This is a genomic window from Streptomyces pseudovenezuelae, assembly GCF_029892565.1.
Classification (GTDB): Bacteria; Actinomycetota; Actinomycetes; order Streptomycetales; family Streptomycetaceae; genus Streptomyces; species Streptomyces pseudovenezuelae_A.
On record NZ_JARXVH010000016.1, the window covers coordinates 193,438 to 218,399 of the forward strand.

Genomic DNA, 24,962 nt, shown 5'->3' on the forward strand with positions numbered 1-24,962 from the left:
CCCCGGCGAGCGGGAACACGATGCCGACGGACACATCGGCGTCGTACTCCCGCTGCTGATTCTCCGGACGTCAGCGTCCCGGCCCCACCGGCGCCGTCCACATGCCGACGAGGGCGTCGACCAGGCCCGTGGCCGCGTCGTGCCAGTTGGCACGGGGGGTGGGGGTGTGTTCGGCGACCGCTCGTTCGCGTTCGGCGGGGATGTGCATGATCAGGTGGCGGGCCATCTCGCCGCGCTCGGCCCGTACTTCGGGGGGCAGGTCCGGCAGGCAGGAGCTCAGGCCGTCGATGATCTGCCGCAGGGACGGGGAGGAGAGGGACTCCTCCACCATGATCAGGTGGAGCGCCGGGTCGGTCATGATCTGGGCGCAGAACCGCGCGTACCAGGTGGTGCCGCCCAGGTCCGCGAGGTGTTCGGGGATGGGACGGACCAGGCAGTCGGCCCAGTCCCGTACGTCCGGACTGTCGCCGATGCCGGCCAGCAGCCGGGACCGGATCTCCTCGATCCGCGCCGCGTGCTTGCGGACGATGGCGCGGACCAGGTCCTCCTTGGTACCGAAGTGGTAGCCCACGGCGGTGTTGTTGCCCTGCCCCGCGGCCTCGCTGACCTGGCGGTTGGACACCGCGTTCACACCGCGCTCGGCGAACAGCCGCTCGGCGGCGGTCAGGATCAGCTCCCGGGTCGCGTTGACCTGCTCCGCCCGTACCGTCCTGCCGGCCATGCTCAGCTCACCACCGCACCGGGACTTCGCTCAGCCCGCCGACGGCCAGTCCCTCGAGCCGTCGCAGGTCCGCCGCCGGCGCGGCGAGTTCCAGCGACGGAAGCCTACGCAACAGCACGTCGAGGACCGTACGCAGTTCCGTGCGGGCCAGCGACTGGCCCAGACAGGAGCGGGATCCGGCGCCGAAGGCCAGATGCGGGTTGGGGCTGCGATCGAGGGTCAGCTCGGCGGGCGTGTCGAAGGCGGTCTCGTCGCGGTTGGCGGCGGCCATGCTGCACAGCGCGGTCGTGCCGGGCGGCAGGACGGTGCCGGCGACCACGGTCTCCGCGTCGAGGTACCGGGGCAGTCCGATGCCCGGATCGGCGTCGAACCGGAGCACCTCCTCGACCGCGAGCGGCACCAGGGACGGGTCGGCGAGCAGCCGCTCCCAGCGTCGCCGGTCGTCGAGGAGCAGGGCGATCATCTTGCCGATCATGTTCGCGGTGGTCTCGTGGCCGGCGAGGAGCAGCGCCTGGCCGGTGAAGACCAACTCCCGCTCGGACAGGCGGCGGCCCGCGGAGTCCCGCGCGACGACGAGCGCCCCGAGCAGGTCGGGGCCGGGGGCGGCCCGCTTGGCCCAGACGTGCGCGGCCATGTAGTCGACGAAGGCGTCCTGCGCCCGATCGACCTCCTCCTGGGTGTACCGGGTCAGGTTGAGCAGTGCGTCGGACCAGCGGGCGAAGCGGTCGCGGTCGGCGTCGGGGATGCCGAGGAGGTCGCAGATCACCCACACCGGGAGCGGGAAGGCTAGGTGGGCCCCGAGGCCGGCGGGGTGTCCGTGCGCGACCATGTCGTCGACGAGCTTCTCGGCCATCGCCTCGATCCCCGGGCGCAGCGCCGCCATGCGCTCGTCGGTGAACCACGCGCCCACCATGCGCCGCCATCGCAGGTGCGCGTCGCCCTGGTCCGGGAGGGCCCTGGCCATGTCGCTGTTGAACACCCCGCCCGTCTCGTCGTCGGCGATGCGGGCCGCGTCGTCCGCGTCCAGCACCCGCCTCAAGCGGTCGTCGGAGAGCAGCCGGCGGACGTCCTCGTAGCGGGTCAGCAGGGTCGCGGGATCCCCGCTGGGCAGGGTCACGTGGGCGACGGGACACCCCTCGCGCAGCGCGGCCCACTCGGCGGGCGGCTCCAACGCCGTACTGCCACGCATCGGATACCTCAGGGCCGGTCGGTCCTCGGCTCGGTACATACGCCCTCCCTCGATCCGGCGGTCGCTGCACGCTCAGGCAAACGGAGCCGCTAGGGTAAGTCAAGCGCCTGACTTAAACTTTGGCTTCGCCCAGGCCCCGCACGATCCCCTTCGCCCCCTGCGCCGCCCCCCGTCACCACCCCTTCGGAGGCACTCCCATGTCCGACGCCCTCGCCAGAACCGCCGACCCGGAGGGTTCGGTCGCGCCGCGGTCGAACTCCGTGGTGGCGGTGCTGGCCTTCGCCGGGATCGTCGTCTCGCTGATGCAGACCCTGGTCATCCCGATCGTCCCGGAGCTGCCCAAACTGCTGGACGCGCCCGCGTCGGACACCGCCTGGGCCGTGACCGCCACGCTGCTGGCCGCGGCCGTGGCGACGCCGGTGGTGGGCCGGCTCGGCGACATGTTCGGCAAGCGCCGCATGCTGCTGGTCAGCGTCGTCGTACTGATCGTCGGCTCGATCATCTGCGCGCTCAGCGAGACGCTGGTGCCGATGATCATCGGACGTGCCGTCCAGGGCCTGGCAGCCGCCGTGGTGCCGCTGGGCATCAGCATCATGCGGGACGAGCTGCCGATCGAGCGGCTCGCCGGGGCGACGGCGCTGATGAGCGCCTCGCTCGGGGTGGGCGGCGCGCTCGGTCTGCCGACGGCCGCGCTCATCGCGGACCACTTCGACTGGCACGTGCTCTTCTGGAGCTCGGCCGGCATGGGCGTGGTGGCCCTGGTCCTGGTCGTGCTGTTCGTGCCGGAGTCGGCGGTGCGTTCGGGGGGCCGCTTCGACGTGGTCGGCGGTATCGGCATGGCGGTCGGGCTTGTGTCCCTGCTGCTGGTGATCTCCAAGGGTGCCGACTGGGGCTGGACCAGCGGCACCACGCTCGGCCTGTTCGTCGGCACGGTGGTCGTGCTGCTCGCGTGGGGCGTCTACGAACTGCGCACCCCCGCGCCGCTGGTGGACCTGCGCACCACAGCCAAGCGCCAGGTGCTGGTGACCAACCTCGCCTCGATAGCCATCGGCTTCTCGATGTTCGCGATGTCCCTGGTCCTGCCGCAGCTCCTCCAGCTCCCGGAGCAGACCGGCTACGGCCTGGGCAGGTCGCTGCTGACCGCCGGTCTGGTGATGGCCCCGTCCGGTCTGGTCATGATGGCCTTCGCCCCGGTCTCCGCGGCCGTCTCCAAGGCCAAGGGCCCCAAGGTGACGCTGATGATCGGCGCGCTGATCGTCGCCGCGGGCTACGGCGTCAACATCGTCCTCATGTCCGAGGTCTGGCACCTGGTGCTGGTGTCCTGCGTGATCGGCGCCGGCATCGGCTTCACCTACGGCTCCATGCCCGCCCTGATCATGGGCGCCGTGGACCCGTCGGAGACCGCCGCCGCCAACAGCCTCAACACCCTGATGCGCTCGATCGGTACGTCGGTCGCGAGCGCCATCGCAGGCGTCATCCTGTCCCAGATGACCATCAGCTTCGGCGGCGTCGCCCTGCCGTCCGAGACGGGCTTCAAGACGGTCATGGCCATCGGCGCGGGCGCGGCCCTGCTGGCCTTCGCCGTGGCCTCGTTCATCCCGCCCCGCCGCCCGGTCGTCCCGGCCTCGGTGGCGCCCACGGCCCCCGAATCGTCGGCCAGCACGTCTTCGGTGAGCTGACCTGCCCGCCCTTGATGGCCGCGGGCGTTGTCGGCCCGCGGCCATCAGACCGGCCTTCCACATGCGCACAGGAGGCTCGGACGCGCGACGAAGGCAACGCCGTTCAGGGGAAACCCGCCTGCCGCGCGCGTGCCGGCAGGCCCGCGCGTCGACAACTGAGCCGTGACCCTCCCCCTGATTCCGCCCATGCTCGCCACGCCCGGCACCCTGCCACCGGTCGCGCAGGACGCGCGCTGGGCCTACGAGACCAAGCAGGACGGCCAGCGGGTGGTGGCCTACCTCGAAGGCGACGGCGGTGTGCTGCTGCGGGCCCGGTCCGGGGAGGACATCACGGGCGCGTACCCGGAACTCCGGTCGCTGGGCACGGCGCTGGGCGCGACCCCCGCCGTCCTGGACGGTGAGGTACTGGCGCTGGACGAACAGGGCCGCGCGGACTTCCAGTTGCTGCAGCCCCGTATGGGACTCGCGCACACGCCGGGACGGGCGGCGCGCCGGGCGGCACAGGCGCCGGTGCATCTCGTGCTGTTCGACCTGATGCACCTCGCGGGCCGCTCCCTTCTCAAGGTCCCCTACGCGGAGCGCCGCGAGCAGTTGGCGGGGCTGGACCTCGCCGGCCCTCACTGGTCCACCCCCGCCGCACTCGTCGGACATGGCGAACAGGCCCTGCGCGCCACCCGCGAGCACGGTCTGGAAGGGCTGGTCTGCAAGCGGCTGGACTCGGCGTACGAGCCCGGGGTCCGCTCCCGTTCCTGGGTCAAGATCCGCAACCTGCGCACCGAGGACGTCGTCGTGGGCGGCTGGCTGCCGGGCAAGGGGCGGCTCGCGGGTCTGCCGGGCGCGGTCCTGGTCGGCCAGCGGACGTCGGGGCGACTGCGGTACGTCGGCGGTGTGGGCACCGGGTGGAACGAGGCCGAACGCACGCAGCTCGCCGAGCTGTTGAGGGCGGCCGGGACGGACGTCTGCCCTTTCGACCCGGTACCCGCGGTGCCGGGCGCGCACTGGGTCGTGCCCCGGCTGGTCGGCGAGGTCCGCTACAGCACCCGTACCCGGGCCGGGCTGCTGCGCCAGCCGTCCTGGCTAAGGCTGCGGCCCGACCTGGCGCCCGAGGAATCGGCGGCCGATATTCCGGACGACCCCACCTGACGCCGGGTCACCATTCCGTCATTCACCGCCACTCGCCAACAATTGGGCTGCGCTTCACCACTGGGACGCCTGTGACCTCTTGGCTGGGGCGGGAAAAGCCGGGATGCTGAACTCCCCTTCCCCCCACAGCCGTTGGGCTGCGCCCGCACACCCCCAGGAGGACGCAGTGTCGTCAGAGAAATTCAAGACGCACCGCAGCAGATGGCTCACCGGATTCGTCGGTGCCGCCGCGCTCGTGATCGCCTTCCCCGCCGTCGCCTTCGCCGCTCCCCCGCCGGCGCTGCCGGCGAACGCCGAGTCCGCCGAGTTCACGTACCAGCCGGCCTTCGACTACGACACGGACGGCTGCTACTCCACTGCCGCCATCGGCCCTGACGGCTCGATCAACGGGGGCCTCAACCCGACCGGTGCCCTCAACGGGAACTGCCGGGACGCCTCCGACCTCGACGACACCAACACTTACTCGCGCTACAAGTGCAACAACGGCTGGTGTGCGTACATGTACGGCCTGTACTTCGAGAAGGACCAGGCCCTCGCGGGCACCAGCATCGGCGGGCACCGGCACGACTGGGAGCACGTCGTGGTGTGGGTGCAGAACGGCGCCATCCAGTACGTGTCGACGTCCAACCACGGCTCGTTCACCGTGCACGCGGCCTCCACGGTCCGCTTCGAGGGCAGCCACGCGAAGATCGTCTACCACAAGGACGGCATCAGCACACACTGCTTCCGGCTGGCCAACTCCAACGACGAGCCGCCGGAGAACCACAAGGGCACCTGGCAGTACCCGCCGCTCGTCGGCTGGAACGGCTACCCGGCCGGTCTGCGCGACAAGCTGACCTCGTACGACTTCGGGAGCGCCAACTTCGGCCTGAAGGACGCGAGTTTCGCCTCGCACCTCTCGTCCGCGAAGCCGTCCGGTATCGCGTTCGACCCCAACGCCTGACCCGCCCGCTCACCACGACGGCCCGCCCGAGAAACCTCGGGCGGGCCGTCGTGCGTCACCGGGGCGCTGGCTGCGACTAGCTGCGACGCCCTGCCGGATCGTGGGCGATCGTGTCCCGGCCGGCGCCGGCGGACGGCCCGGTACCGGTCGAACCGCCGGTCGAACCGCCCGACGTGTCCACCGGGCGGTCCGCATGGCCGGGCCACCAGGCCGCGTGGCCGATCAGCGCGGTGAGGCTCGGCGTGAAGAACATCGCCATCACGAAGGCGGCGACCGCGATGCCGAAGGACACCGCGAAGCCCATCTCCGTGAGCAGCGCGTTGCCGGCCAGCATCATCGTGGCGAAGGTCGCCGCGAGGATGAAGCCCGCCGCGGCCACGGTCGGCCCGGCATGGCGCAGCGCCATGCCGGCCGCCTCGCGCGGATCGCGGCCCTCCCGGGCCTCCTCGCGGAGCCGCGCGATCATGAGGATGTTGTAGTCCGTGCCGATGGCGACCACGAAGAGATACATGATCACCGGGAGCATGAACATCAGGCCCGAGTGTCCCTGCGCGCCCTGGAAGATCCAGACGGTGGCACCCAGGGTGGCACCGAACCCGAGACCCACCGAGGCGATCAGGTAGAACGGCGCGACCACACTGCGCAGCAACAGCCCCAGGATCAGCATGATCAGCAGGGCGGCGACGGGGAAGACCGTCCGGTAGTCGTGGTTGACCGCCGTGTCGATGTCCTTGTAGATCGAGGACATACCGCCGACCAGGGCTTCCGTACCGTCGGGGGCGTCGGCGTGCGCGACGTCCCGCACCCGGCCGACAGCGTCGATCGCCTTGTCCGTCGACGCCTCGTACTTGAGCGTGACGGTGAAGTCGGCGGTCGTGCCGGCCTTGTTGACCTGGCTCATCTTGGCGCTCGCGACACCGTCGACGGCCCCGAGCTTGTCGGCGTACGCGTCGAAGGCGCCCTTGTCGAGCGGCCGGCCGTCGGTGCTGGACAGGTAGACGTCGGTGGGGGCGGCGGCGCCCGCCGAGTACGCCTTCTGCATCTCGTCCTGGACGACCATCGACTCCTTGGTCTTGGGCATGGAGCCCGAGGCCAGGTCGAAGGTGGCCTTGTAGCCGAGTGTGCCGAGCGACAGCGCGACGAGGATGAGGCCGGAGACCGCGGCGGTCAGGGCCGGGCGGCGCTGCACACCGCGCCCGAGGGCGGCGAACCGGGCGTTCTGCGGCTCCCGTTGCCAGGTCTTGGAGGGCCAGAAGACCTTCGGCCCGATCAGCGACACCACGGCCGGGATCAGGGTCAGGCCGGCGATCAGGGTGACGGTGACCGCGATGGCCAGCGCCGGACCCATCTGCTTGAGGAAGCCCAGTGTGGACAGGATCAGCGCGAGGAAGGCGATGATGACCGCGCCCGCGGCCGAGGCGATGGCCTCGCCGACCCGGGCGACCGCGTTGACCATGGCCTCCTTGGGTTCGTCACCGGCCCGCAGCCGTTCTCGATAACGGAACATCAGGAACAGGAAGTAGTCCGTGCCCACGCCGAACAGCACGACGATCAGGATCGACGAGATCGAGCTGTTGGCCTGCAGATCGAACAGCTTGGTGGCGTACGCGATCAGCCCGTTGGCGATCGCGGCCACCAGGCCGATCGTGAACAGGGGCAGGAAGGCGAGGATCGGCGCCCGGAAGATGATCAGCAGGGTCACCAGGATGATGACGAAGGTGCCGATGCCGATCAGCGCTTCACCGCGCTTGGACGAGTCCTGCTGATCCAGGGCCTGCGCGGCGGAACCGCCCAGTTTGACGTCGAGGTCCGTGCCCTTGGCCAGCTGTTTGACGTCGTCGCGCAGCACCTTGGCCGCGTCGGCCTGTTTGGGCTGGCCGGCGTTCTTGCTGTCCATCTGGACCAGGGTCATGGTGTACCTGCCGTCCTTCGACGGCTGGCCGGGGACCACCTTCTGCACCTGGTCGATCTTCTTCTTGCCCAGCTCCGTGGTGATCCGGGCGATGTCCTTCTTGTCGTCGGCGGTCAGCTTGGCGCCGTCGGTGCGCTGGAACAGCGCGATCGCGGACGGGGTGAAGGCGCTGGGGAACGCCTTCTCCTGGAGATCCGCCGCTTTGATGGACTCGTAACTCTTGGGCAGGAAACTGCTCTCGTCACTGTTCGAGGGGAGGCCGGGGGCGGTGGCGACAATCGCCACCGCCGCTATCAGCCACGCCACGATCGTCCAGACGGGATGACGGACGACAGCGGTGCCAATACTTCGGAACATGCGGGGGGTCCTCCTGGGAAGGAAGATCACCGCAGCCCGGGGAGCGGTCCCTGGCATCGGCGACCCCGACCGGCTCTCAGGGCACTCCTCCCGTCAGCCGGTCGACTGGTTTGTCTTGGTCCCACATCGTAGTGACCATGACCCACGGGGCGCGCGTCGGTTTCTCTGCGCCGTGGGGTGGGTGCGGCGCGAGCCCCCGGGAGCGGCCCGGGTCAGCGCAGGGCGAAGACCCCTGGCTCACCGGTCGTCGAGACGTGGTTGACGACGACATGACCGCCCGTCACCGGGATCAGTTCGGGACGGATCGAGACGGCCACGCTCTTGGTCTTCGCCGGCGCGATCCGTCCCCGTTCGGTCCCATCCCGGTCGAGGAGGATCACCAGCCCGCCGTCCCCGTTGTCGGCCAGGACTCCGATACGTCCGTCCGGCTCGCGGGCGAGGCTGTCCGTGGTCAGCGGGTCCGCCTTGTACTCCCACACCTTGCGCCCGCTCTTGAGGGAGTGGGCGACCACCACGTCGGGCACGAGTTCGTCCCGCTCGGCGAGCGTGATCACCAGATCGTCCATGACGAGGGGCCGGCCCTCCGATCCGCTGTCCGCCCATACGCCCGTCGGAGCGACGAGCTCTCCGGCGGGCCCGGACAGCGGTACGGTCACGGTCGCCGCCCCCCGGTCGTCGAAGCCGAGCAGGGCGCGGGTGCCGCGCTGGTCCTCCTCCGAGACGGCGAGCACCACCGGCGCCACGGACACCACGGAGGCGGTGACCTCCGACTCCACGGGCAGGGGATCGACCCACCGCTCCTTGCCGGTACGGGTGTCGAGCGCGACCAGCCGCGCGCCCGTACCGCACTGTTCGACCAGGAGCGTACGGGCCGTCGTCGCGCCCACCGCCTTGGCCTCGCAGCTCTTCCTCATGGCCCGCTGCCAGAGCTGTGCGCCCGACTCGGTGGAGCGGGCCCGCAGCGCGCCGTCCTCCGCGACGACGGCGGTGGAACCGGCGAGCGCGAGACCGCCGTCGCCGATGCCGTCGCCCGTGAGGGACCGCTGCCACAGCACCTCACCGTCCGAGGTGCGCACGGCGAGGAGGGTCGCGCACGGTTCGTCGTGCTTCCCGTACGCGATGAGGCCGACGCCCCGTGCGGCGCTCGGGCTCATCGTGCAGACGGCCTCGCGGGTCGGCGCGCGCAGCGTCCAACGCACGGCGCCGTCACGGGCCGCGTAGGCGGAGAGTCCGTCGATCCGTCCTTGCACCACGGCGTCCCCCAGCCCCCAGGCGCCGGGCTGCTCGTCGTACCGGCCGCCGGTGGCCGGCACCTGCCAGGCCACGGTCGGCTTGGCGGAGGGGGAGGGCTTGTTCCGGGGCGGGACCGGCTTCGCGGAGCTCTCGTCCGAGCCGCCGGGCCAGCAGGCCCAGAGCCCGCCGACCAGGCCTAGACATACGGCGATCGCGACAATGCCCCGGCCCCCGGGGGCCCGTCCGGGACGGAGGGCCTTCACCTTGTCCAGCCCTACACCTGGTCCCTCGGCTCTCGTCCCAGCCTTCGCCGCCGCCTCCACGGCATCCACCGGCCCGGCCTCCCCGTCCCCGCTGCCGACCGCGTCTCCAGCCGTTCCGCGCGCGTCACCGGACCGCGGAATCCGACCACGCACGATGAATCCCGCCAGGAACGCCACCACCAACCCGACACCCCACAGCAACGCCCACATCATCGCCCCGCCCCCCTGGCGCGTATGCCTCGCGCACTTCCCAGACGGAATGTATCTCCTGCCCGTCGGCCCGGTCACCAGGTCTCACGCTCACTCGGGCGGAGGGAACTGCGCCGTGAACACCCGTAGGGGCGCACCTGTGTCACAGAACATCAACAGCGCCAACCGGACAGCCGAATTCCCCTCTCTGGCAGGGCGAACCGGCAGCCCCGTCCGCTGCCGGCACCAACCGAGGAGACACCCGCCATGCCCGAGACCTCACCTTCCGTCATCCGGCGTCTTCGCGGCCGGGCCACGGGACTCGCCGTGGCCGGTACAGCCCTCGCCCTCGCCGCCCCGCTGCCGGCGACGGCCGGGACCGTCCAGGCCGGTGCCGCCGCGGCCGACCCGGTCTCCGTCCTGAAGTTCACCGTCAAGGAACGCAAGGACGCCCTCGCCTACTGGACGCCCGCCCGGATGAAGGCGGTCGGGAAGTCCGTAGACCTCGGTCCGACCGGGCCCAAGGCCAAGCCGTGGACGGGCACCGAGCTGAAGACCGTGGGCCGGCTCTTCTTCGTCAACGCGCGGGGCTACGACACCTGGTGCACGGCCACGGCGGTGACGAGCGCCAACCGCTCCGCCGTGATGACCGCGGCCCACTGCGTGCGCCTGGGCTCGTCTCCCGGCAACACCAACACCTCGATGGTGTTCGTCCCCGGCTACCACAAGGGCAAGAAGCCGTACGGCGTGTTCGCGGTCCGCAACGCCGCGACCCCGCGCACCTGGGAGAAGGACTCCACCGACGACCTGGCCACGCTGACCGTCGACTTGGACAAGAGCCGACGCAAGCTGACCGACGTCGTGGGCGGCCAGGCCATCGCCTTCAACCGCCCCGTCGGCGCCACGATCTCCGCCTTCGGCTACTCCGCCACCCACCCGCAGCTCGGCGAGGAACTCCTGCGCTGCGTCGGCAAACCGAAGAAGAAGCTCGGCCTGCAGGCCATCCCCTGTGACCTGACCGGCGGCTCCAGCGGCGGCCCGTGGCTGGCCGGCTTCAACGCCACCACCGGCAAGGGCACCCTCGTCTCGGTCAACAGCGGCCTGGACTCCCTGACACCGACCGAGATGCAGGGAGAGATCTTCGGGTCGCTGGCCAAGAAGGTGTACGACCGGGCCCAGAACAGCTGACGCCGGGGTCCCATCTCGACCGCCAGGGACTACTGCTCCCCCACAACCAAGGCGTCTCCGAGGGCAGTTCGGCCGTACAGGACGTAGTAGCCCTGGCGTCGGGAGTCGAGCAGGCCCGCCTCGCGCAGGGTGGTGAGGTGGGCCGACACCGTGGACGGGGCCAGGCCGTGCCGGTCGGCGAGTTCGGTGGTCGAGGCGGGCATGGTGAGGCCGGTGAGGACGGCGGCTCGCTGGTGGCCCAGCAGGCGGGCGAGGGCCTCGGGCGGGCGTGGCGGCGGGAGTTGGTGGAGGCGCCCCATCCCGAGGGCGGGGTAGACGACCGTCGGCTGCCAGGGGCGTGCGAAGCCGCTGACCACGTCCGGCCACACGAACACGCTCGGCATGAGCAACACGCCCCGCCCATCGGCCCGTTGGGCGTCCTCGTGATCACCGGTCATGCGCAGGGTGAGGGTGTGACCGGCCCACTCGATGCCGGAGTGCAGGCCGGCGAGCACCGCGTCGAGACCGCCGTCCGCCGCCTGACGTGAGCGGTGGGCGATGTCGGCCTCCAGGACGGCGCGGTGGCGCGGCCAGTCGGGGGCGAGCAGCACATGCCAGGCCAGTTCGGTGAGGTCGGCGAGGCTGCGCAGGGTGGCGGCCGGGTCGTCGAGCGCGGCGCGGCCCCGGGGCGACTCGGCGAGTCCCGGTGTGCAGGCGAGCGAACGGGCCATCTCGGCCCGGGCCAGATCGGGATCGGTGACCCGCATCCGCGCCAACTCCTCCTCGATGGAGGGGTACGGCTCCTCCGGAGGCGGGCCCAGACAGTCCGGGGTGTAGCCGCCGGCGGGCGGGATGAACAGCCACAGGGGCGCCAGGTCCAGGCCGGCCAGCGCACGGCGTACCCGGCGCAGCCAGGCGTGGTGGTAGCCGTGCCGGGCCGGGCGGCGCAGCAGGCGCAGCGCCTCGTGCGTCTGGCACAGCGGCGAGATCGCGAACCGGCAGCGCGTCAGGTCGTCGGTCCCCAGGTGCAGGGTCAGCGGCAAGGCTGCCTCCATGAGTGATTCGGCCCGAATCGAAACAGTAGAAGCCCGCCCCAGCTCGCAACACGCTTGCCCCCTGCTTCCCGGCACCTTTGCCGATTCACCGATACTCCGGAGGGCATCTGGATGGGCAGCGTACGTGCGGCCGCGTGGCGCAGGGGCGCCGTCGTCGCGGCGTTGATGCTGGCGGCGTTCACCTTCAACACCACCGAGAACATCCCCGTCGGCCTGCTGCCGCTCATGGCCGACGACCTCAAGGTGTCGCTCACGGCCGTGGGCGCGCTGGTCACCGGGTACGGGCTGACCGTGGCCGTGGTGTCGATGCCGATCGCCCACACCACCCGGTCCGTGCCGCGCCGGTACCTCATGACCGGGCTGCTCGGGCTGCTGGCGATCGCCAGTTGGGGCACGGCGCTGGGCTCGGTCTCGTACGGGATGCTGCTGGCGGCGCGGGTGGTGACGGCGCTGGCCCAGGCCGCGTTCTGGGCCGTCATGGGTCCGGTCGCGGTGGGGCTGTTCCCGCCCGAACGGCGCGGCCGGGTCATCGGGTTGCTGTCGGTCGGCGGGTCGCTGGCCACGGTGCTCGGCGTGCCGGCCGGCACCTGGCTGGGCGGACGGACCGGCTGGCAGATGCCGTTCGCGGTGCTCGGCACGCTCGCGCTCGTCTCGCTGGTCGCGGTCGTCGTCCTGCTGCCGACATCCCGTCCGCAGGAGAACCACGCGGCGTACGGCGCCGCCCCGGACCGGCGCCGGTTCCTCACCGTCCTCGCCACCACCGCCCTGTCGGTCACCGGCGCCTTCGCCGGGTTCACGTACATCGTGGCCTTCCTGGACGACGTCAGCGGGTTCGGCGAGGACGCGGTGAGCGCGGTGCTGTTCGCGTTCGGCGCGGCCGGTCTGGTCGGTGTCACGGTGACCGGGCCACTGCTCGACCGCTTCCCGCGGGCCACGCTCGCCGTGCCGGTGGCGACGCAGTCGGCAGCGCTGCTCGGCCTGTACGCGGGCGGGAGCAGCCAGGTGGCGACCGTGCTGCTGCTGATGGTGCTCGGGGCCTCGGTCGGGCCCGTGTTCATGGCGACGCAGAGTCAGGTGCTCCACACGGCACCGGGCCGCACGGAGACCGCGCTGGCGGCCAACTCGGCCGCTTTCAACGTGGGTGTGGCCGCAGGCGCCCTCTTCGGCGGCGCGTTGCTCCCACTCGTCGAGGTACGCGGAACGGTCCTGGTCGGAGGGCTGCTCACGGTGGGAGCGCTCGCGGTCCTGACCTGGCCCCGGTCCCGGATGGCGGCCCCGGTGGCGGAGCCGCAGACACAATAGACGGCGCCTGTCCGCCCCGGCGCCAGGAGAGTGAGAATCGTCCCGTCCCGTACGGACAACCCTCCGCGAAGGTCTATCGTGTCCGCATGTCCGTGCCCGAACTGATCCGTATCGTCTCCCGCGACTCGCCCATGGCGCTCGCCCAAGTGGAGCGCGTCCGCGCCGAGTTGACGGTCCTGCACCCCGGTGTGCGCACCGAGGTCGTGCCGGTGAAGACGACCGGTGACAAGTGGATGGGCGATCTCTCCCAGGTGGAGGGCAAGGGGGCGTTCACCAAGGAGGTCGACGCCGCGCTGCTGGCCGGCGAGGCCGATCTCGCGGTGCACTGCGTCAAGGACGTGCCCGCGGACCGACCGCTGCCGGCGGGGACGACGTTCGCGGCGTTCCTGAAGCGCGACGACATCCGGGACGCCCTGATCCACCCGGCCGGACTCACCCTCGACGAACTCCCGGCCGGCACCCGGATCGGCACCTCCTCGGTGCGCCGGGTCGCCCAACTCCTGGCCACCCACCCGCACTTGGAGTGCGTGCCGTTCCGCGGCAACGCCAACCGGCGGCTGGCGAAGCTGGCGGCCGGCGAGGCGGACGCGGCGATCCTCGCGATGGCCGGCCTGGAGCGCATCGGCCGCGAGGACGTGATCACCGAGGTGCTCTCGACCGAGACGATGATGCCGCCGATCGGCGCGGGCATCCTGGCTCTGCAGTGCCGCGAGGGCGACAGCGAACTCATCGACGCCGTCAGCGGATTGGGCGATCCGGACACGCACCGGGAGGCCACGGCGGAGCGGATGTTCCTGCACGTCCTCCAGGGGCACTGCAACAGCCCGATCGCCGGGTACGCGCGCGTGGACCACGGCGGCGAACTGTCCCTGCGCGCCTGCGTGTTCACCCCGGACGGCAAGACCCGCCTCAACGCCCACGAGTGGGCCGGCCGGCTCGACCCCGCGACCCTGGGCACGTCGGTGGCCGTGGCCCTGCTGCGTCAGGGCGCCCGCGAGATCATCGACGGCATCCCGCACTAGCCTGTCCCGGGCAATCACGCGGCGGGTGCCGAAGACAGGACCCGCCGCGCCTCACGTCCGTCACGAACTCCGCGTGGCGTTCCTGTCGTACACATCCTGGTGGCGTCGGATCTCGCCCTAACGTCTCCTCCCTGGCGGCATGGGAGCCGGAGTCGGCGCCCGTCGCGTACGCCTCGTCGAAGATCGCCCTGCATGCGCTCACCCGCCACACCGCCCACGCCTGGGGCAAGAAGAACATCCGGGCCAACGCCGTCGCCCCCGGATTCGTCCTCACGGAGAACGTCCGTACCGGCACGCCCTCCGAGGTTCGCGAGGCGTTCCTGGCGCGGACCGCGCTCCCCCGGCTCGGCGAGCCCGAGGACCTCGCCTCCATGCTCGCCTTCCTCCCGTCCGCCGAGCCCGCTTGGCTCACCGGCCAGACCATGCGCGGGTAACGGCCCCCGCGCGGTCGCCGACCGCCGGGCGAGCGCCCCGATTGTCGCCCCCGAGGTGCCGTGGAATTCTCGTCCTGGGAGCGGAATCCCTGCCCCGCGCGTCGCTTCACCAGCCAAGGACGAAGGCGATCACGATGTCCGATCTCACCCTGCCCACCGAAGCCAAGGCCGTCACCTTCGCCGCGTACGGCGAGCCCGACGAGCTGCGGGTCACCGACCTGGCCGTCCCGCAGCCCGGCCCCGGACAGGTCCTGCTGCGGGTCGGCGGCGCGGGCGTCAACGCGCTCGACTGGAAGCTTCGGCGCGGTTTCCTCCAGGGGGTGTTCCCGGTGACCTTCCCGCACGTTCCGGGCCTGGAGGCGGCAGGGACGGTCGTCGCCACGGGGCCCGGCGTCGAGTCCTGGCAGGCCGGCGACGAGGTGCTCGGCCTGGCGTCCGCGGCCTACGCCGAGTACGCCGTCGCGGAGGCCGCCACGCTGGCCGCCCGGCCCGCCGACCTCCCGGTGGAGACGGCGGCGGGGCTGCCGGTCGCCGCCGATACCGCGGTGCGGGGTCTGGGGCTGCTGGACCTGAAGCCGGGAGAGACCCTGCTGATCCATGGCGCCGCAGGGGCGGTCGGCACCCTGGCCGTCCAGTTCGCGGTCGAGGACGGTGTCCGGGTGATCGGCACGGCGGGGGAACGGGACCAGGAGGCGCTGCGTGAGCTGGGCGCCATCCCGGTGCTCTACGGGGACGGCGTCATCGACCGGGTCCGCGAGGCCGCCGCCGGTGAACCCGTGGTCGCGGTGCTGCACACCAGTGGCGACGGCGTCCTGGCGGACTCCGTGGCGCTGGTGGGCGGTCCGGAGCGGGTGGTCACCATCGCCGCCGCCCAGGAGGCGGGCCCGCTCGGGGTCACCTTCACCAGCGGCGGCAGCACCGACACCGCCGTGGGAGGACTGTCCCGGACCCTCGCGCTGCACGCGGCGGGCACTCTGTCGGCCCCGGTCCGCACCACCCTCCCGCTGGCGGACGCCACCACCGCCCACGAACTCAGTGAGCGGGGCGGCGGCCGCGGCAAGATCGTGCTGCTGCCCTGATCTTCGAGCCCTCTGAGTCCTCTGGGGTCTCCGGGCGAGGTCGGGACGGGCTGCCCGACACGACACGCGGGGCGAGACAGGGGCACCGCGTCAGGCGGTGCCCTCCTCCGCCTGACCCCGCAGGAAGTTGCTCACCTGGTGTGCCAGGCCCTCGCGCCCGGCACCCGCGTGGGCGCATGCGGGGCCTTCGTCGAGTCCGATGCCGCCCGCCCACAGTCGGCGGTCGGTCCACTCCTCGTCGACGCGCAGCTGGATCTGCACGTCCACCTGGCTGAGGGAGGCCTCGGGCCCTGCCGCGTAGAGCACGGCGGTGGCCCGGCGCAGCGGGTAGACGTCGAAGCCCTCGATGAACTGCGAGTTGCGCCAGTCGATGAACGCGGCCTCGCCGTCGGGCCCGATGCGGACGTCGATCTGGCCGTCCTCCAGGTGGATGCCGAAGTGCCGGTTGCCGCGGTTCTCCACGGTCACGCGGAGACTGAAGTACGTCAGCCCGGCGGCGGCGTCGTCCCGGCCGCGCGGCGGCTCGGCGGCTTCCAGTCGGTGGACGCGGACACGCAGGCCGGCGTGCTCGTCGTACTCCTGCCAGTCACCGACCACGTTCGGCTCGTGCACGGTCCACCTCTCCACCTCAGAGAGCTGCTTCCTATCTGTGTGCTCAGCGCACTGTCAAATGAGCAGAATGCGCTGTGGCCAGCCTATTCACCCCCTTTGATCAGCGATCAAGCCGTGCCCAGCAGGAATCGGCACACACGCCCCGGCGCACGCGTACGGGCGCGTGCCGCACATCACGTCCCCGGCCATGATCAGCGGGCCAGCCGGCCGAGCAGCGAGGAGGCGGCGGCGATGCCCAGCGCGGCGGCCACGGCGAGCACCCCGAAGTCGAGGGCGAGATGGGCGGGCGTGCCCAACAGCAAGCCGCGCAGGGCGTCGACTTCGTAGCTCAGCGGGTTGACCTTGCTGACCACTTGGAGCCAGCCGGGCATCACCGAGACGGGGTAGAGGGCGTTGGAGCCGAAGAACAGCGGCATGGTGATGGCCTGTCCGAAGCCCATCAGGCGGTCGCGGCTGAGGACGATGCCGGCGATGGTCATCGACAGGCAGGAGAAGAAGGCGGATCCGAGGATCACGACGGCCCCGACACCGAGCAGCTTGAGCGGGTTCCAGGTGAGCGACACCCCGAGGATCGCGGCGATGACGATGACCACGACGGCCTGGATCAGCGACTTCACGCCGGCCGCGAAGGCCTTGCCGGTGATCAGCGCCGAGCGCGGAGTCGGGGTGACGAGCAGCTTGTTGAGGATGCCCGCGTCCCGCTCCCAGATGATCTGGATGCCGTAGAAGATGGCGATGAACATCGCGGACTGGGCGATGATGCCGGGCGCCAGGTAGTCGATGTAGGGGATGCCGGGGGTGGGGATCGCCTTGATGCGGGTGAAGGTCTGGCCGAAGATCAGCAGCCACAGGGCGGGCTGGACCGCGCGGGTGTAGAGCTCGGTGCGGTCGTGGCTGAGCTTCTGCAGTTCGACGGCGCACATCGCCACCACCCGGGCGGGCAGCAGCCGCCAGCCGGCGCGCGGCTCGGGCGGGCTCAGCAGCAGGTTGATGCCGTCGGGGTCGAGGCGGTCAGCCGACACGGTTCGCGGTGCGGCGGGTGCTTCGGACATCGCGGAAGCCTCCTGACTGGTCGTCGAGTCCGCTGCCCGCGACTTCGCGGAAGACGTCCTCCAGGGTGGGCAGCGGGGCGTCGGCCGGCCCGCCCTCGGCACGTCGGCGCTCGCCCAGCCCCTCCCTGAGCTGGATGGGCGTGCCGAGGGCCCGGATGCGGCCGCCGTGCATCAGGCCGACCCGGTCGCAGTACTGGTCGGCCTCGTCCATGTAGTGGGTGGTCACCAGCACGGTCATGCCGGTGGCGGCGCGTACGGCGTTGATGTGCTCCCACACGCCGGTGCGGGCGATCGGGTCGAGGCCGATGGTCGGCTCGTCGAGGATCAGCAGCCGGGGCGCGCTGACCAGGGCCTGGGCCAGTTCGAGCCGGCGCACCATGCCGCCGGAGTAGGTACTGGCGAGCCGGCCCGCGGCCTCGGTGAGGTCGACGGCGGTCAGCGCCTGTTCGACACGCGCGGCCCGCTCTCGGCGGGGCACGTCGAAGACGCGGGCGAACAGGGCGACGTTCTCCCGGCCGGTGAGTCCGGCGTCGGCGGACAGCTGCTGCGGTACGTATCCCAGCAGTCGGCGTACGGCCATGCGGTCGCCGGCCGTGTCGTGGCCGAACACGTGGACCATTCCGGCGGGGACCGGCAGCAGGGTGGTGATGCACCGGATCGCCGTGGTCTTTCCGGCGCCGTTGGGGCCGAGCAGTCCGAAGACCTCGCCCTCCCCCACCGACAGGTCAAGACCGGCCACGGCCTTGGTCTCGCCGAAGGTGTAGGTCAGTCCGGTACAGGTCACGGCATCGTGCTGCTCGTCGGCAGCGTCCCGCGTCATGACTCCTCGGCCTCCTCGTGCAGGTTGTCGGCCAGTTCGCGCAGGGCGGGAATCGCCGCGTGCAGCGCCTCCCGGTGCGCCTCGTCCAGGCGGGCCAGTCCGCCGCGTACGAGTTCGGCGCGCCGTTTGCGCCACTCGTCGAGCCGGGCATGGGCGGCGGGGGTCGGCAGCAGGCGGGCGGCCCGTCGGTCGGCGGGGTCGGTCTCGCGGACCAGATAGCCCTGCCGGGACAGCTGATTGACCAGCGTCGACACCGAGTTGCTCGCCAGATGCAGGTCTTTGGCGGCGTCGGAGATCCCGATACCGGGCTGGGCCACGACCAGGCGCAGCAGCTCCACTTCGGCGCCACGCAGTTGCGGTGCGATCTGCGAGCGTAGACGGCGGCGGAGCAGCCGCTGGACGCCGATGAGGGCGTCCATCAACTCGTCCGGGAAGGTCTCCGGTTCACGTTCGGGATCCACACCAGGAAGATTACCTCTGTAGCAGAGGTAACGAACCCAAGGGATGGTCAAGCGCACAGGACTGCAGGGCGATGCGACGACACAGCGATGTCCGATTTGTTTCGAACACCCGGAATACGGGAATCCGCATCTCAGTGCTTCGGACAGGAGGCACGTCCGTGGGAGCCCGCCGGTCGGGCCCCGGGTGTCCTCCTGGCGCTCCGAGTGCGCGCTTCCCACGGTGTCCGTCCATCCAGCACCGGCTGAGGGAAGTGCGCGCCATGCGTGTCACCACCGGCAGTACGAAGTCCCACCCGCACGACGACGCCCCGGACACCGCCGCGGCATTCGACCGGCTCACGCGGCTGCCCGAGGGGCCCGACCGCAGCGCGCTGCGGGACGAGCTGGTCCGGGCCTGGCTGCCCATGGCCGAGCGGATCGCCGTCCGGTTCAGGGGCCGCGGCGAGTCCCTGGACGACCTCTACCAGGTCGCCGCGCTGGGCCTGGTCAAGGCCGTCGACCACTACGACCCGGCCCGCGGCCACGCCTTCGAGGCCTATGCGGTGCCCACGATCACCGGCGAGGTCAAGCGGCACTTCCGCGACCACACCTGGACGCTGCACGTGCCGCGCCGGGTCCAGGACCTGCGTAATCGGGTACGCAAGGCGGTGAAGGAGCTGGCGCAGACGACCGCGGGGCGGCCCCCGACCGTCGCCGAGATCGCCGCGTGCGCCCAGCTGACCGAGGCCGAGGTGCGTACCGGCATGGAGGCCCTCGACTGCTACTCCGCGCTGTCGCTGGACGCGGAGATACCCGGCAGCGACAGCTACACCCTGGGCGACGCGATGGGCGGACCCGATCCGGCCTACGACACCGTCGTGGACCGCGTGGCCGTGGAGCCGTGTCTGCGGGCGCTGCCCGAGCGTGAGCGGACCATCCTCTATCTGCGCTTCTTCCGAGGCATGACGCAGAAGCGCATCGCACAGCAGCTGGGCATCTCGCAGATGCACGTATCCCGCCTGCTGAGCGGCTGTTGCGCCCAGGTGCGCGAGGAGGTGCTCACCGGGGCCGGCTGAACCCGGCCGTCCGCCCCCGGCACCTCACCGATCCGACGGGGCGCCGGGGATCTGGGTCGGCCCGTACCGGTCCAGGGTGTCCTCCAGCTCGGCGCGGATCTCCTCGGGCATCACTCCGTTGCGGCCCCACACGAGGATCATCTCGGCCACGTTGCGCAGCTTGATGTTGGTGTGCTGGGAGACCTCCTTGAGCAGCTCCCACCCCTCGTCCGGCGTCACCCGGCCGAGCGCGACGATCATCCCGATCGCCTGGTCGATGACGGCGTGCGAGGAGACGGCCTCCTTGAGCTGGTGGACCTCCTCCTGCAGCGCGAAGATGCGGTCCGGGTCCCCGTCCGTGGACATCGTCGCCTCCCCAATGGTCGCCTCGGGCACTGTTCCTTCCCCTATCGTCGTCACTCACTCGGCCGCGTGCCACCCGGCGGACGCACGGCTCCAGGCTCGTGTCCCGCGCTGTCGGCCGGGTACTCGGCAGGCGCCCGGACCCCTTCCGGTCGGACACTGGTAGCGGACCGGTGACCGCCGGTCGACGAGATCAGGACGCGAGTGCCATGAACCACGACACGACCCGCCCCGACACCGAACCCAAGACCACCTCCACCCACTCCGTGTTCGGCGCCCCCTGCTGGGTGAGCCTGACCAGCCGCGATCTGGACGCCACCGAGACGTTCTACGGAGCCGTCCTGGGCTGGCGATGGCGGTCCGCGAGCCTCGGCGACCGCTTCCGGATCGCGCTGGCGGACGGCACACCGGTAGCCGGCGTCGCCGCGGTCGCCACCATGTGGCAGATGGCGGTCGCCTGGACGCCGTACTTCGCCGCGCGCGACGCGGACGAGGCCGTGGCGAAGGTCCAGGAGCGCGGCGGAACGACCGCGGTCGGGCCGATCTCCTTTCCGCCCGGGCGGGCGGCGCTGCTGTCCGACCGGGACGGCGCGACCTTCGGCATCTGGGAGGGCCAGCTCGTCGCGCACTGGGAGAGATGGCGCCGGGCCGCCCCGACCTACATCCGGCTGCACACACGCGACGCGTTCGCCGCCGCCATCTTCTATGGCGAGGTCCTCGACTGGGCGTCCGGGCGGCCCGGCGGCGTCGAGGTCCAGTACGAGGGCGGCGAGGTCGTGCTGCGCAGCGAGGACACGATCGTGGCGCGCATCGACTCCGGCGCCCTGGAGGCGGCCCCCGACCCCACGCTCCGGCCCCACTGGCAGGTCCACTTCGTGGTCGCGGACGTGGCGGCCTGTGTGCGGGCCGCCGAGCTGCACGGCGGCAGCGTCCTGTCCAAGGGGAGCGACGAGGCCGTGCTGCGCGATCCCGACGGCGCGCTGTTCACGGTGACCTCGCGCCCCGAGCGCTGACCCTCAGCCGGCCGAACGGGAGGGCCGGGTCAGCAGCACCAGACTGCGCGCCTCGACCGTCATCTCCGTGCCCGCCTTGTGCTCCGCCTCGTCGGGATCGCCCTCGGCCTCGGCGGTGTCGACGAGGGTCGTCCAGCGCTCGCCGTAACTCACGTCGGGCAGCAGGAACTCCACCGGCTCCCAGTGGCTGTTGAGCAGGAGCAGGAACGAGTCGTCCACGACCGGCTGCCCGGTCGGGTCGGGTTCGGCGATGGCGTCGCCGTTGAGGAAGACGCCGACGGAGTGCGCGTCGGGGCGCTGCCAGTCGTCCTCCGTCATCTCGCGTCCGTCCGGTGCCAGCCACACCAGGTCGGGCAGCGGCTGATCGGCGTGCGTCGCGGTCTCGCCGCGGAAGAACCGGCGCCGGCGCAGTACGGGGTGGGCGGCGCGCAGCCCGATGACGTACCGCGTGAAGTCGGCGAGGTCGTGCTGCTCGCCGGTCAACCGCCAGTCGATCCAGGAGACTTCGTTGTCCTGGCAGTAGGCGTTGTTGTTGCCGCGCTGGGTGCGGCCCAGTTCGTCGCCGTGGCAGAGCATGGGGATGCCCTGCGAGAGCAGCAGGGTGGCCAGGAGGTTGCGCTGCTGGCGGGCGCGCAGGTCCAGGACGCCCGGCTCGTCGGTCTCGCCCTCGACGCCGCAGTTCCAGGAGCGGTTGTCGCTCTCGCCGTCCCGATTGCCCTCGCCGTTGGCCTCGTTGTGCTTGTCGTTGTACGAGACGAGGTCGCGCAGGGTGAAACCGTCGTGCGCGGTGACGAAGTTGACGCTGGCGCGCGGGCGGCGCCGGCTGTGCTGGTACAGGTCGGAGGAGCCGGTCAGCCGGGAGGCGAACTCGCCGAGCGTGTGCGGTTCGGCGCGCCAGAAGTCCCGCACCGTGTCCCGGTACTTGCCGTTCCACTCCGACCACAGCTGCGGGAAGTTGCCCACCTGGTAGCCGCCCTCCCCCACGTCCCAGGGCTCGGCGATCAGCTTGACGCGGCTGATCACCGGGTCCTGCTGGATGAGGTCGAAGAACGCCGACAGCCGGTCCACCTCGTGGAACTGCCGGGCCAGTGTGGCCGCGAGGTCGAAACGGAAGCCGTCGACGTGCATCTCGGTGACCCAGTACCGCAGCGAGTCCATGATCAGCTGGAGCACGTAGGGATGCCGCATCAGCAGGCTGTTGCCGGTGCCGGTGGTGTCGTAGTAATGCCCCCAGTCGCCGTCCACCAGGCGGTAGTACGAGGCGTTGTCGATGCCCCGGAAGGAGAGGGTGGGGCCCTTCTCGTTGCCCTCGGCGGTGTGGTTGTAGACGACGTCCAGGATCACTTCGAGCCCGGCCGCGTGCAGCGCCTTCACCATCGACTTGAACTCGGTGACCTGCCCGCCCCGACTGCCCTGGGCGGCGTAGTCGTTGTGCGGAGCGAAGAAGCCGATGGTGTTGTAGCCCCAGTAGTTGGACAGGCCGCGGTCCTTGAGGACGCCGTCCTGCACGTACTGGTGGACCGGCATCAACTCCACCGCCGTCACGCCGAGCGAGGTGAGGTGCTCGACGATCGCGGGGTCCGCCAGACCGGCGTAGGTGCCGCGCAGTTCGGCGGGGACCTCGGGGTGGGTGCGGGTGAGGCCGCGGACGTGGGCCTCGTAGATCACGGTCTCGGCGTAGGGGCGGCTCGGCGGGCGGTCGTCGCCCCAGTCGAAGGCCGGGTCGGTGACCACGCCGAGCATGGTGTGCCCGGCGCTGTCCGCCGGGGAGGGGCCGTCCGGTGAGCGTTCGAAGAGGGAGGCGTGGCTGTCCATCTGGCCGTCCACCGCTCGCGTGTACGGGTCCAGGAGCAGCTTCGCCGGATTGCAGCGGTGGCCCGACTCGGGGTGCCAGGGGCCGTGCACGCGGTAGCCGTAGCGCTGGCCGGGGCCGACGCCGGGCAGGTAGCAGTGCCAGACGAATCCGTCGGCCTCGGTGACCGGGACGCTGCGCTCGGTGCCGTCGTCGTCCACGAGGACCAGCTCGACGCGCTCGGCGACCTCGCTGAACAGCGCGAAGTTGGTGCCCTTCCCGTCGAACGCGACACCCAACGGACAGGGGCGCCCGCTCCAGACGGGCACCCCTGCCGTGCGACGGTTCCTCCGGGTCACCGGGCGGCTTCCAGAGGGCCGTTCGCCGGCGGGGCCAGGGCCTCGGCCGGCACCTCGCGCGGCAGTTGGCGCACCGCGCGCAGGCTCGGCGACGGGGCCGTCGGCACCAGGGGGACGCGCCCGCCGGCGCGGGCCCGCTGGGAGAACCAGATGACTCGGTTGCCGGTGTCCGTGGCGCAGCAGCCCCACCCGTCGCTCATCGCGGCGATGCGCTGCAGACAGGCCCGCAGCTCCTGGTCCGGGCGCAGCTCGCGGTCATGGTCGCCGATGGCCGTGATCAGATGCTGGCCGTTCCACCACATCTCGATCGAGGTGTTCTTGTCGCTCGCGTGCTCGTCGATGGCCTTCAGCAGCAGCTCGGCACCACGGCAGACGGGCTCCACCAGCGTCTCCAGGTCCCAGAGCCGCAGATGCGCGGCCAGAATGCGCCGAACCTGTCCGACCCGCTCCGGGCCGACTTCCACATCGAGGTGGTAGTAGCAGGGCACTGCGGTCTTCATCGTCGTTCGCTCCTCACCGGCGGAAGCTCCAGCTCCGCACCGCCCTCGCGGGACGGGCCCGAACACGAAGCGTGAGCACTGATCGCTCCTGAGTCACCTCAAGAGTGGGAGAGCTACGCCATTCGTGCAACACGAGCGAACTCCTGAGAGCGCACCTAGCCACATACGAGCCACATCTCCGTTAGTTGAGGATCCAACAAGACGCTGAGTCGTCACGCGTGCACCATGTGTGAAGACCTCGATGCCCACAACGGGCCCGTGCGTGTCCGCGCGCGGCCGCCGCCCGACGGTCGGGAGACGCGCGATCGAGCCCGGAAGGTGAACGGCGCCATGCTGCTACCGGCCAAAGCCGAAGTCGCCCGGCAACTGAGGCGGTACCGGGCCTGGGAACGCGCGATGCTCGCGTCCCCCACCGACCGCACCGTACGGGCCACTTTCGAGGACGCGGGCTACACCTTGTGTGTGCTGCTGGGCAAGCGCTGTGCCCGCGAGGCCGCGGACGCCGCCGAGCGCTATCTGCGCACCACTCTGGTGGCCTACCTCCGGGACCAGGACCTGCGCGCGAGCAGGGCCGCCCGACACGGACCGCCGACCGCGGACGTGCCGTCCCCCGCGGGGCGGTAACCGTCCGCCCACGCACTTTGCATCCCCCGCCGGGCCTCGGGCCCGGCCCGAGCACGGCGGAGGTGACACCCATGAGCCCGATCCCGGCCATCGGCCGCATCCCGGTACGCGACGTCCAGCCGATCGTCGAGTACGGCAGACGCCCGGCGAAGGCGGTGACGGGCGAGTCGTTCCAGGTGTCCGCCGCCGTGTTCCGCGAGGGCCACGACGCGGTCGCCGCGAATGTCGTACTCACCGATCCGGACGGCCGTCCCGGCCCGTGGACGCCGATGCGCGAACTCGCCCCGGGCTCGGACCGCTGGGCCGCCGAAGTCACGCCTGCCGCCGTCGGCCACTGGACCTACCAGGTCGAGGCATGGAGCGACCCCATCGCGACCTGGCGGCACCACGCCCGCATCAAGATCCCGGCCGGCATCGACGTCGGCCTGGTCCTGGAGGAGGGCGCCGACCTGTTCGAACGGGCGGCAGCCGGAGCACCCGAAGGAGCGGCGCGTACGACGCTGCTGGCGGCGGCGAAGGCACTGCTCGACGACTCGCTGCCGGTCGCGGCCCGCCTGGCGGCGGGGTTGACGCCGGAGGTGGACGCGGTCCTGGCGAAGCATCCGCTGCGGGAGTTCGTCACCGTCTCCGATCCCCTCCCCTTG

24 protein-coding genes are annotated in these 24,962 nt (G+C 71.4%); 12 read left to right on the forward strand and 12 right to left on the reverse strand.

The window, feature by feature from the left end; genetic code table 11:
- Positions 1–70: 70 nt before the first annotated feature.
- Positions 71–721, reverse strand: a complete 651-nt coding sequence (locus M2283_RS38835; protein WP_280881224.1) for a TetR/AcrR family transcriptional regulator — start codon at positions 719–721, stop codon at positions 71–73.
- Between the two features lie 7 nt (positions 722–728).
- Positions 729–1,949, reverse strand: coding sequence for a cytochrome P450 (locus M2283_RS38840; RefSeq protein ID WP_280881225.1), 1,221 nt, complete (start codon positions 1,947–1,949; stop codon positions 729–731).
- 158 nt (positions 1,950–2,107) lie between these two features.
- Between M2283_RS38840 and M2283_RS38845 the strand changes: the two genes are divergently transcribed.
- The 3 genes from M2283_RS38845 to M2283_RS38855 all read left to right on the forward strand — a co-directional run bounded on the left by M2283_RS38845 (position 2,108) and on the right by M2283_RS38855 (position 5,675).
- Positions 2,108–3,589: an MFS transporter gene (locus M2283_RS38845; protein WP_280881226.1), complete on the forward strand. Its 1,482-nt coding sequence runs from the start codon at positions 2,108–2,110 to the stop codon at positions 3,587–3,589.
- 162 nt (positions 3,590–3,751) lie between these two features.
- A complete protein-coding gene (gene ligD, locus M2283_RS38850) occupies positions 3,752–4,732 on the forward strand; it encodes a non-homologous end-joining DNA ligase (RefSeq protein WP_280881227.1) in 981 nt (326 codons plus the stop codon).
- A 166-nt stretch (positions 4,733–4,898) separates the two neighbouring features.
- The gene (locus tag M2283_RS38855) at positions 4,899–5,675 is read left to right on the forward strand and encodes an NPP1 family protein (RefSeq protein ID WP_280881228.1); all 777 of its coding nucleotides are present in this window, start codon (positions 4,899–4,901) and stop codon (positions 5,673–5,675) included.
- 76 nt (positions 5,676–5,751) lie between these two features.
- On the opposite strand, the gene M2283_RS38860 is transcribed toward M2283_RS38855, so the two are convergent.
- The gene (locus tag M2283_RS38860; RefSeq protein ID WP_280881229.1) at positions 5,752–7,944 is read right to left on the reverse strand and encodes an MMPL family transporter; all 2,193 of its coding nucleotides are present in this window, start codon (positions 7,942–7,944) and stop codon (positions 5,752–5,754) included.
- 212 nt (positions 7,945–8,156) lie between these two features.
- Entirely contained in the window at positions 8,157–9,653 is a 1,497-nt protein-coding gene (locus M2283_RS38865; RefSeq protein WP_280881230.1) for a PQQ-binding-like beta-propeller repeat protein, read from the reverse strand.
- 243 nt (positions 9,654–9,896) lie between these two features.
- On the opposite strand from M2283_RS38865, the gene M2283_RS38870 reads away from it, so the two are divergent.
- A complete protein-coding gene (locus tag M2283_RS38870) occupies positions 9,897–10,817 on the forward strand; it encodes a trypsin-like serine peptidase (protein ID WP_280881231.1) in 921 nt (306 codons plus the stop codon).
- Between the two features lie 29 nt (positions 10,818–10,846).
- On the opposite strand, the gene M2283_RS38875 is transcribed toward M2283_RS38870, so the two are convergent.
- Positions 10,847–11,839, reverse strand: coding sequence for an ArsR/SmtB family transcription factor (locus tag M2283_RS38875; RefSeq protein ID WP_280881232.1), 993 nt, complete (start codon positions 11,837–11,839; stop codon positions 10,847–10,849).
- A gap of 123 nt (positions 11,840–11,962) precedes the next feature.
- Between M2283_RS38875 and M2283_RS38880 the strand changes: the two genes are divergently transcribed.
- The 4 genes from M2283_RS38880 (at position 11,963) to M2283_RS38890 (ending at position 15,688) form a co-directional block, all read left to right on the forward strand.
- Complete coding sequence (locus M2283_RS38880) at positions 11,963–13,153, forward strand: MFS transporter (RefSeq protein ID WP_280881233.1); 1,191 nt, start codon at positions 11,963–11,965, stop codon at positions 13,151–13,153.
- Positions 13,154–13,239: 86 nt separating this feature from the next.
- The gene (gene hemC, locus M2283_RS38885) at positions 13,240–14,175 is read left to right on the forward strand and encodes a hydroxymethylbilane synthase (protein WP_280881234.1); all 936 of its coding nucleotides are present in this window, start codon (positions 13,240–13,242) and stop codon (positions 14,173–14,175) included.
- A complete protein-coding gene (locus M2283_RS52025; protein ID WP_432423183.1) occupies positions 14,076–14,609 on the forward strand; it encodes an SDR family NAD(P)-dependent oxidoreductase in 534 nt (177 codons plus the stop codon). The genes hemC and M2283_RS52025 overlap by 100 nt, the downstream gene beginning before the upstream one ends.
- 134 nt (positions 14,610–14,743) lie before the next feature.
- Entirely contained in the window at positions 14,744–15,688 is a 945-nt protein-coding gene (locus M2283_RS38890; protein WP_280881235.1) for an NADP-dependent oxidoreductase, read from the forward strand.
- A 90-nt stretch (positions 15,689–15,778) separates the two neighbouring features.
- On the opposite strand, the gene M2283_RS38895 is transcribed toward M2283_RS38890, so the two are convergent.
- The 4 genes from M2283_RS38895 to M2283_RS38910 all read right to left on the reverse strand — a co-directional run bounded on the left by M2283_RS38895 (position 15,779) and on the right by M2283_RS38910 (position 18,591).
- Positions 15,779–16,300, reverse strand: coding sequence for a hypothetical protein (locus tag M2283_RS38895; RefSeq protein ID WP_280881236.1), 522 nt, complete (start codon positions 16,298–16,300; stop codon positions 15,779–15,781).
- Between the two features lie 191 nt (positions 16,301–16,491).
- Positions 16,492–17,352 carry an ABC transporter permease gene (locus tag M2283_RS38900; RefSeq protein ID WP_280881237.1) on the reverse strand — a complete coding sequence of 287 codons (861 nt, stop codon included), beginning with the start codon at positions 17,350–17,352 and terminating at the stop codon, positions 16,492–16,494.
- Positions 17,312–18,172, reverse strand: coding sequence for an ABC transporter ATP-binding protein (locus M2283_RS38905; protein ID WP_280881238.1), 861 nt, complete (start codon positions 18,170–18,172; stop codon positions 17,312–17,314). The genes M2283_RS38900 and M2283_RS38905 overlap by 41 nt, the downstream gene beginning before the upstream one ends.
- Positions 18,169–18,591, reverse strand: a complete 423-nt coding sequence (locus tag M2283_RS38910; protein WP_280881250.1) for a MarR family winged helix-turn-helix transcriptional regulator — start codon at positions 18,589–18,591, stop codon at positions 18,169–18,171. Before M2283_RS38910 ends, M2283_RS38905 begins: the two co-directional genes overlap by 4 nt.
- 302 nt (positions 18,592–18,893) lie before the next feature.
- On the opposite strand from M2283_RS38910, the gene M2283_RS38915 reads away from it, so the two are divergent.
- Complete coding sequence (locus tag M2283_RS38915) at positions 18,894–19,688, forward strand: RNA polymerase sigma factor SigF (RefSeq protein WP_280881239.1); 795 nt, start codon at positions 18,894–18,896, stop codon at positions 19,686–19,688.
- 24 nt (positions 19,689–19,712) lie between these two features.
- Here the strand turns inward: M2283_RS38915 and M2283_RS38920 are convergent, their stop codons facing one another.
- Positions 19,713–20,033: an ANTAR domain-containing protein gene (locus M2283_RS38920; RefSeq protein WP_280881240.1), complete on the reverse strand. Its 321-nt coding sequence runs from the start codon at positions 20,031–20,033 to the stop codon at positions 19,713–19,715.
- Positions 20,034–20,239: 206 nt separating this feature from the next.
- On the opposite strand from M2283_RS38920, the gene M2283_RS38925 reads away from it, so the two are divergent.
- On the forward strand, positions 20,240–21,043 hold the full coding sequence (locus tag M2283_RS38925; protein ID WP_280881241.1) for a VOC family protein: 804 nt from the start codon (positions 20,240–20,242) through the stop codon (positions 21,041–21,043).
- Between the two features lie 3 nt (positions 21,044–21,046).
- Here M2283_RS38925 and glgX read toward each other — a convergent pair whose 3' ends face one another.
- Positions 21,047–23,194 carry a glycogen debranching protein GlgX gene (glgX, locus tag M2283_RS38930; RefSeq protein ID WP_280881242.1) on the reverse strand — a complete coding sequence of 716 codons (2,148 nt, stop codon included), beginning with the start codon at positions 23,192–23,194 and terminating at the stop codon, positions 21,047–21,049.
- The gene (locus M2283_RS38935) at positions 23,191–23,694 is read right to left on the reverse strand and encodes a pep a2 (RefSeq protein ID WP_280881243.1); all 504 of its coding nucleotides are present in this window, start codon (positions 23,692–23,694) and stop codon (positions 23,191–23,193) included. Before M2283_RS38935 ends, glgX begins: the two co-directional genes overlap by 4 nt.
- Before the next feature lie 330 nt (positions 23,695–24,024).
- Between M2283_RS38935 and M2283_RS38940 the strand changes: the two genes are divergently transcribed.
- Complete coding sequence (locus tag M2283_RS38940; RefSeq protein ID WP_280881244.1) at positions 24,025–24,318, forward strand: DUF5133 domain-containing protein; 294 nt, start codon at positions 24,025–24,027, stop codon at positions 24,316–24,318.
- A 71-nt stretch (positions 24,319–24,389) separates the two neighbouring features.
- The coding region (locus M2283_RS38945; protein WP_280881245.1) for a maltotransferase domain-containing protein at positions 24,390–24,962 on the forward strand (573 nt) is incomplete at its 3' end.

Bases quoted from the DNA above. Each gene is read 5' to 3' on its own strand.
- M2283_RS38920 (WP_280881240.1), bottom strand. From the start codon at position 20,033: ATGTCCACGGACGGGGACCCGGACCGCATCTTCGCGCTGCAGGAGGAG.
- M2283_RS38925 (WP_280881241.1), top strand. From the start codon at position 20,240: ATGAACCACGACACGACCCGCCCCGACACCGAACCCAAGACCACCTCC.
- M2283_RS38890 (WP_280881235.1), top strand. From the start codon at position 14,744: ATGTCCGATCTCACCCTGCCCACCGAAGCCAAGGCCGTCACCTTCGCC.
- M2283_RS38900 (WP_280881237.1), bottom strand. From the start codon at position 17,352: ATGTCCGAAGCACCCGCCGCACCGCGAACCGTGTCGGCTGACCGCCTC.
- M2283_RS38860 (WP_280881229.1), bottom strand. From the start codon at position 7,944: ATGTTCCGAAGTATTGGCACCGCTGTCGTCCGTCATCCCGTCTGGACG.
- hemC (WP_280881234.1), top strand. From the start codon at position 13,240: ATGTCCGTGCCCGAACTGATCCGTATCGTCTCCCGCGACTCGCCCATG.
- M2283_RS38915 (WP_280881239.1), top strand. From the start codon at position 18,894: ATGCGTGTCACCACCGGCAGTACGAAGTCCCACCCGCACGACGACGCC.
- M2283_RS38935 (WP_280881243.1), bottom strand. From the start codon at position 23,694: ATGAAGACCGCAGTGCCCTGCTACTACCACCTCGATGTGGAAGTCGGC.
- M2283_RS38905 (WP_280881238.1), bottom strand. From the start codon at position 18,172: ATGACGCGGGACGCTGCCGACGAGCAGCACGATGCCGTGACCTGTACC.
- M2283_RS38865 (WP_280881230.1), bottom strand. From the start codon at position 9,653: ATGATGTGGGCGTTGCTGTGGGGTGTCGGGTTGGTGGTGGCGTTCCTG.
- M2283_RS38835 (WP_280881224.1), bottom strand. From the start codon at position 721: ATGGCCGGCAGGACGGTACGGGCGGAGCAGGTCAACGCGACCCGGGAG.
- M2283_RS38840 (WP_280881225.1), bottom strand. From the start codon at position 1,949: ATGTACCGAGCCGAGGACCGACCGGCCCTGAGGTATCCGATGCGTGGC.
- M2283_RS38870 (WP_280881231.1), top strand. From the start codon at position 9,897: ATGCCCGAGACCTCACCTTCCGTCATCCGGCGTCTTCGCGGCCGGGCC.
- M2283_RS38910 (WP_280881250.1), bottom strand. From the start codon at position 18,591: ATGGACGCCCTCATCGGCGTCCAGCGGCTGCTCCGCCGCCGTCTACGC.
- M2283_RS38845 (WP_280881226.1), top strand. From the start codon at position 2,108: ATGTCCGACGCCCTCGCCAGAACCGCCGACCCGGAGGGTTCGGTCGCG.
- M2283_RS38940 (WP_280881244.1), top strand. From the start codon at position 24,025: ATGCTGCTACCGGCCAAAGCCGAAGTCGCCCGGCAACTGAGGCGGTAC.
- M2283_RS38880 (WP_280881233.1), top strand. From the start codon at position 11,963: ATGGGCAGCGTACGTGCGGCCGCGTGGCGCAGGGGCGCCGTCGTCGCG.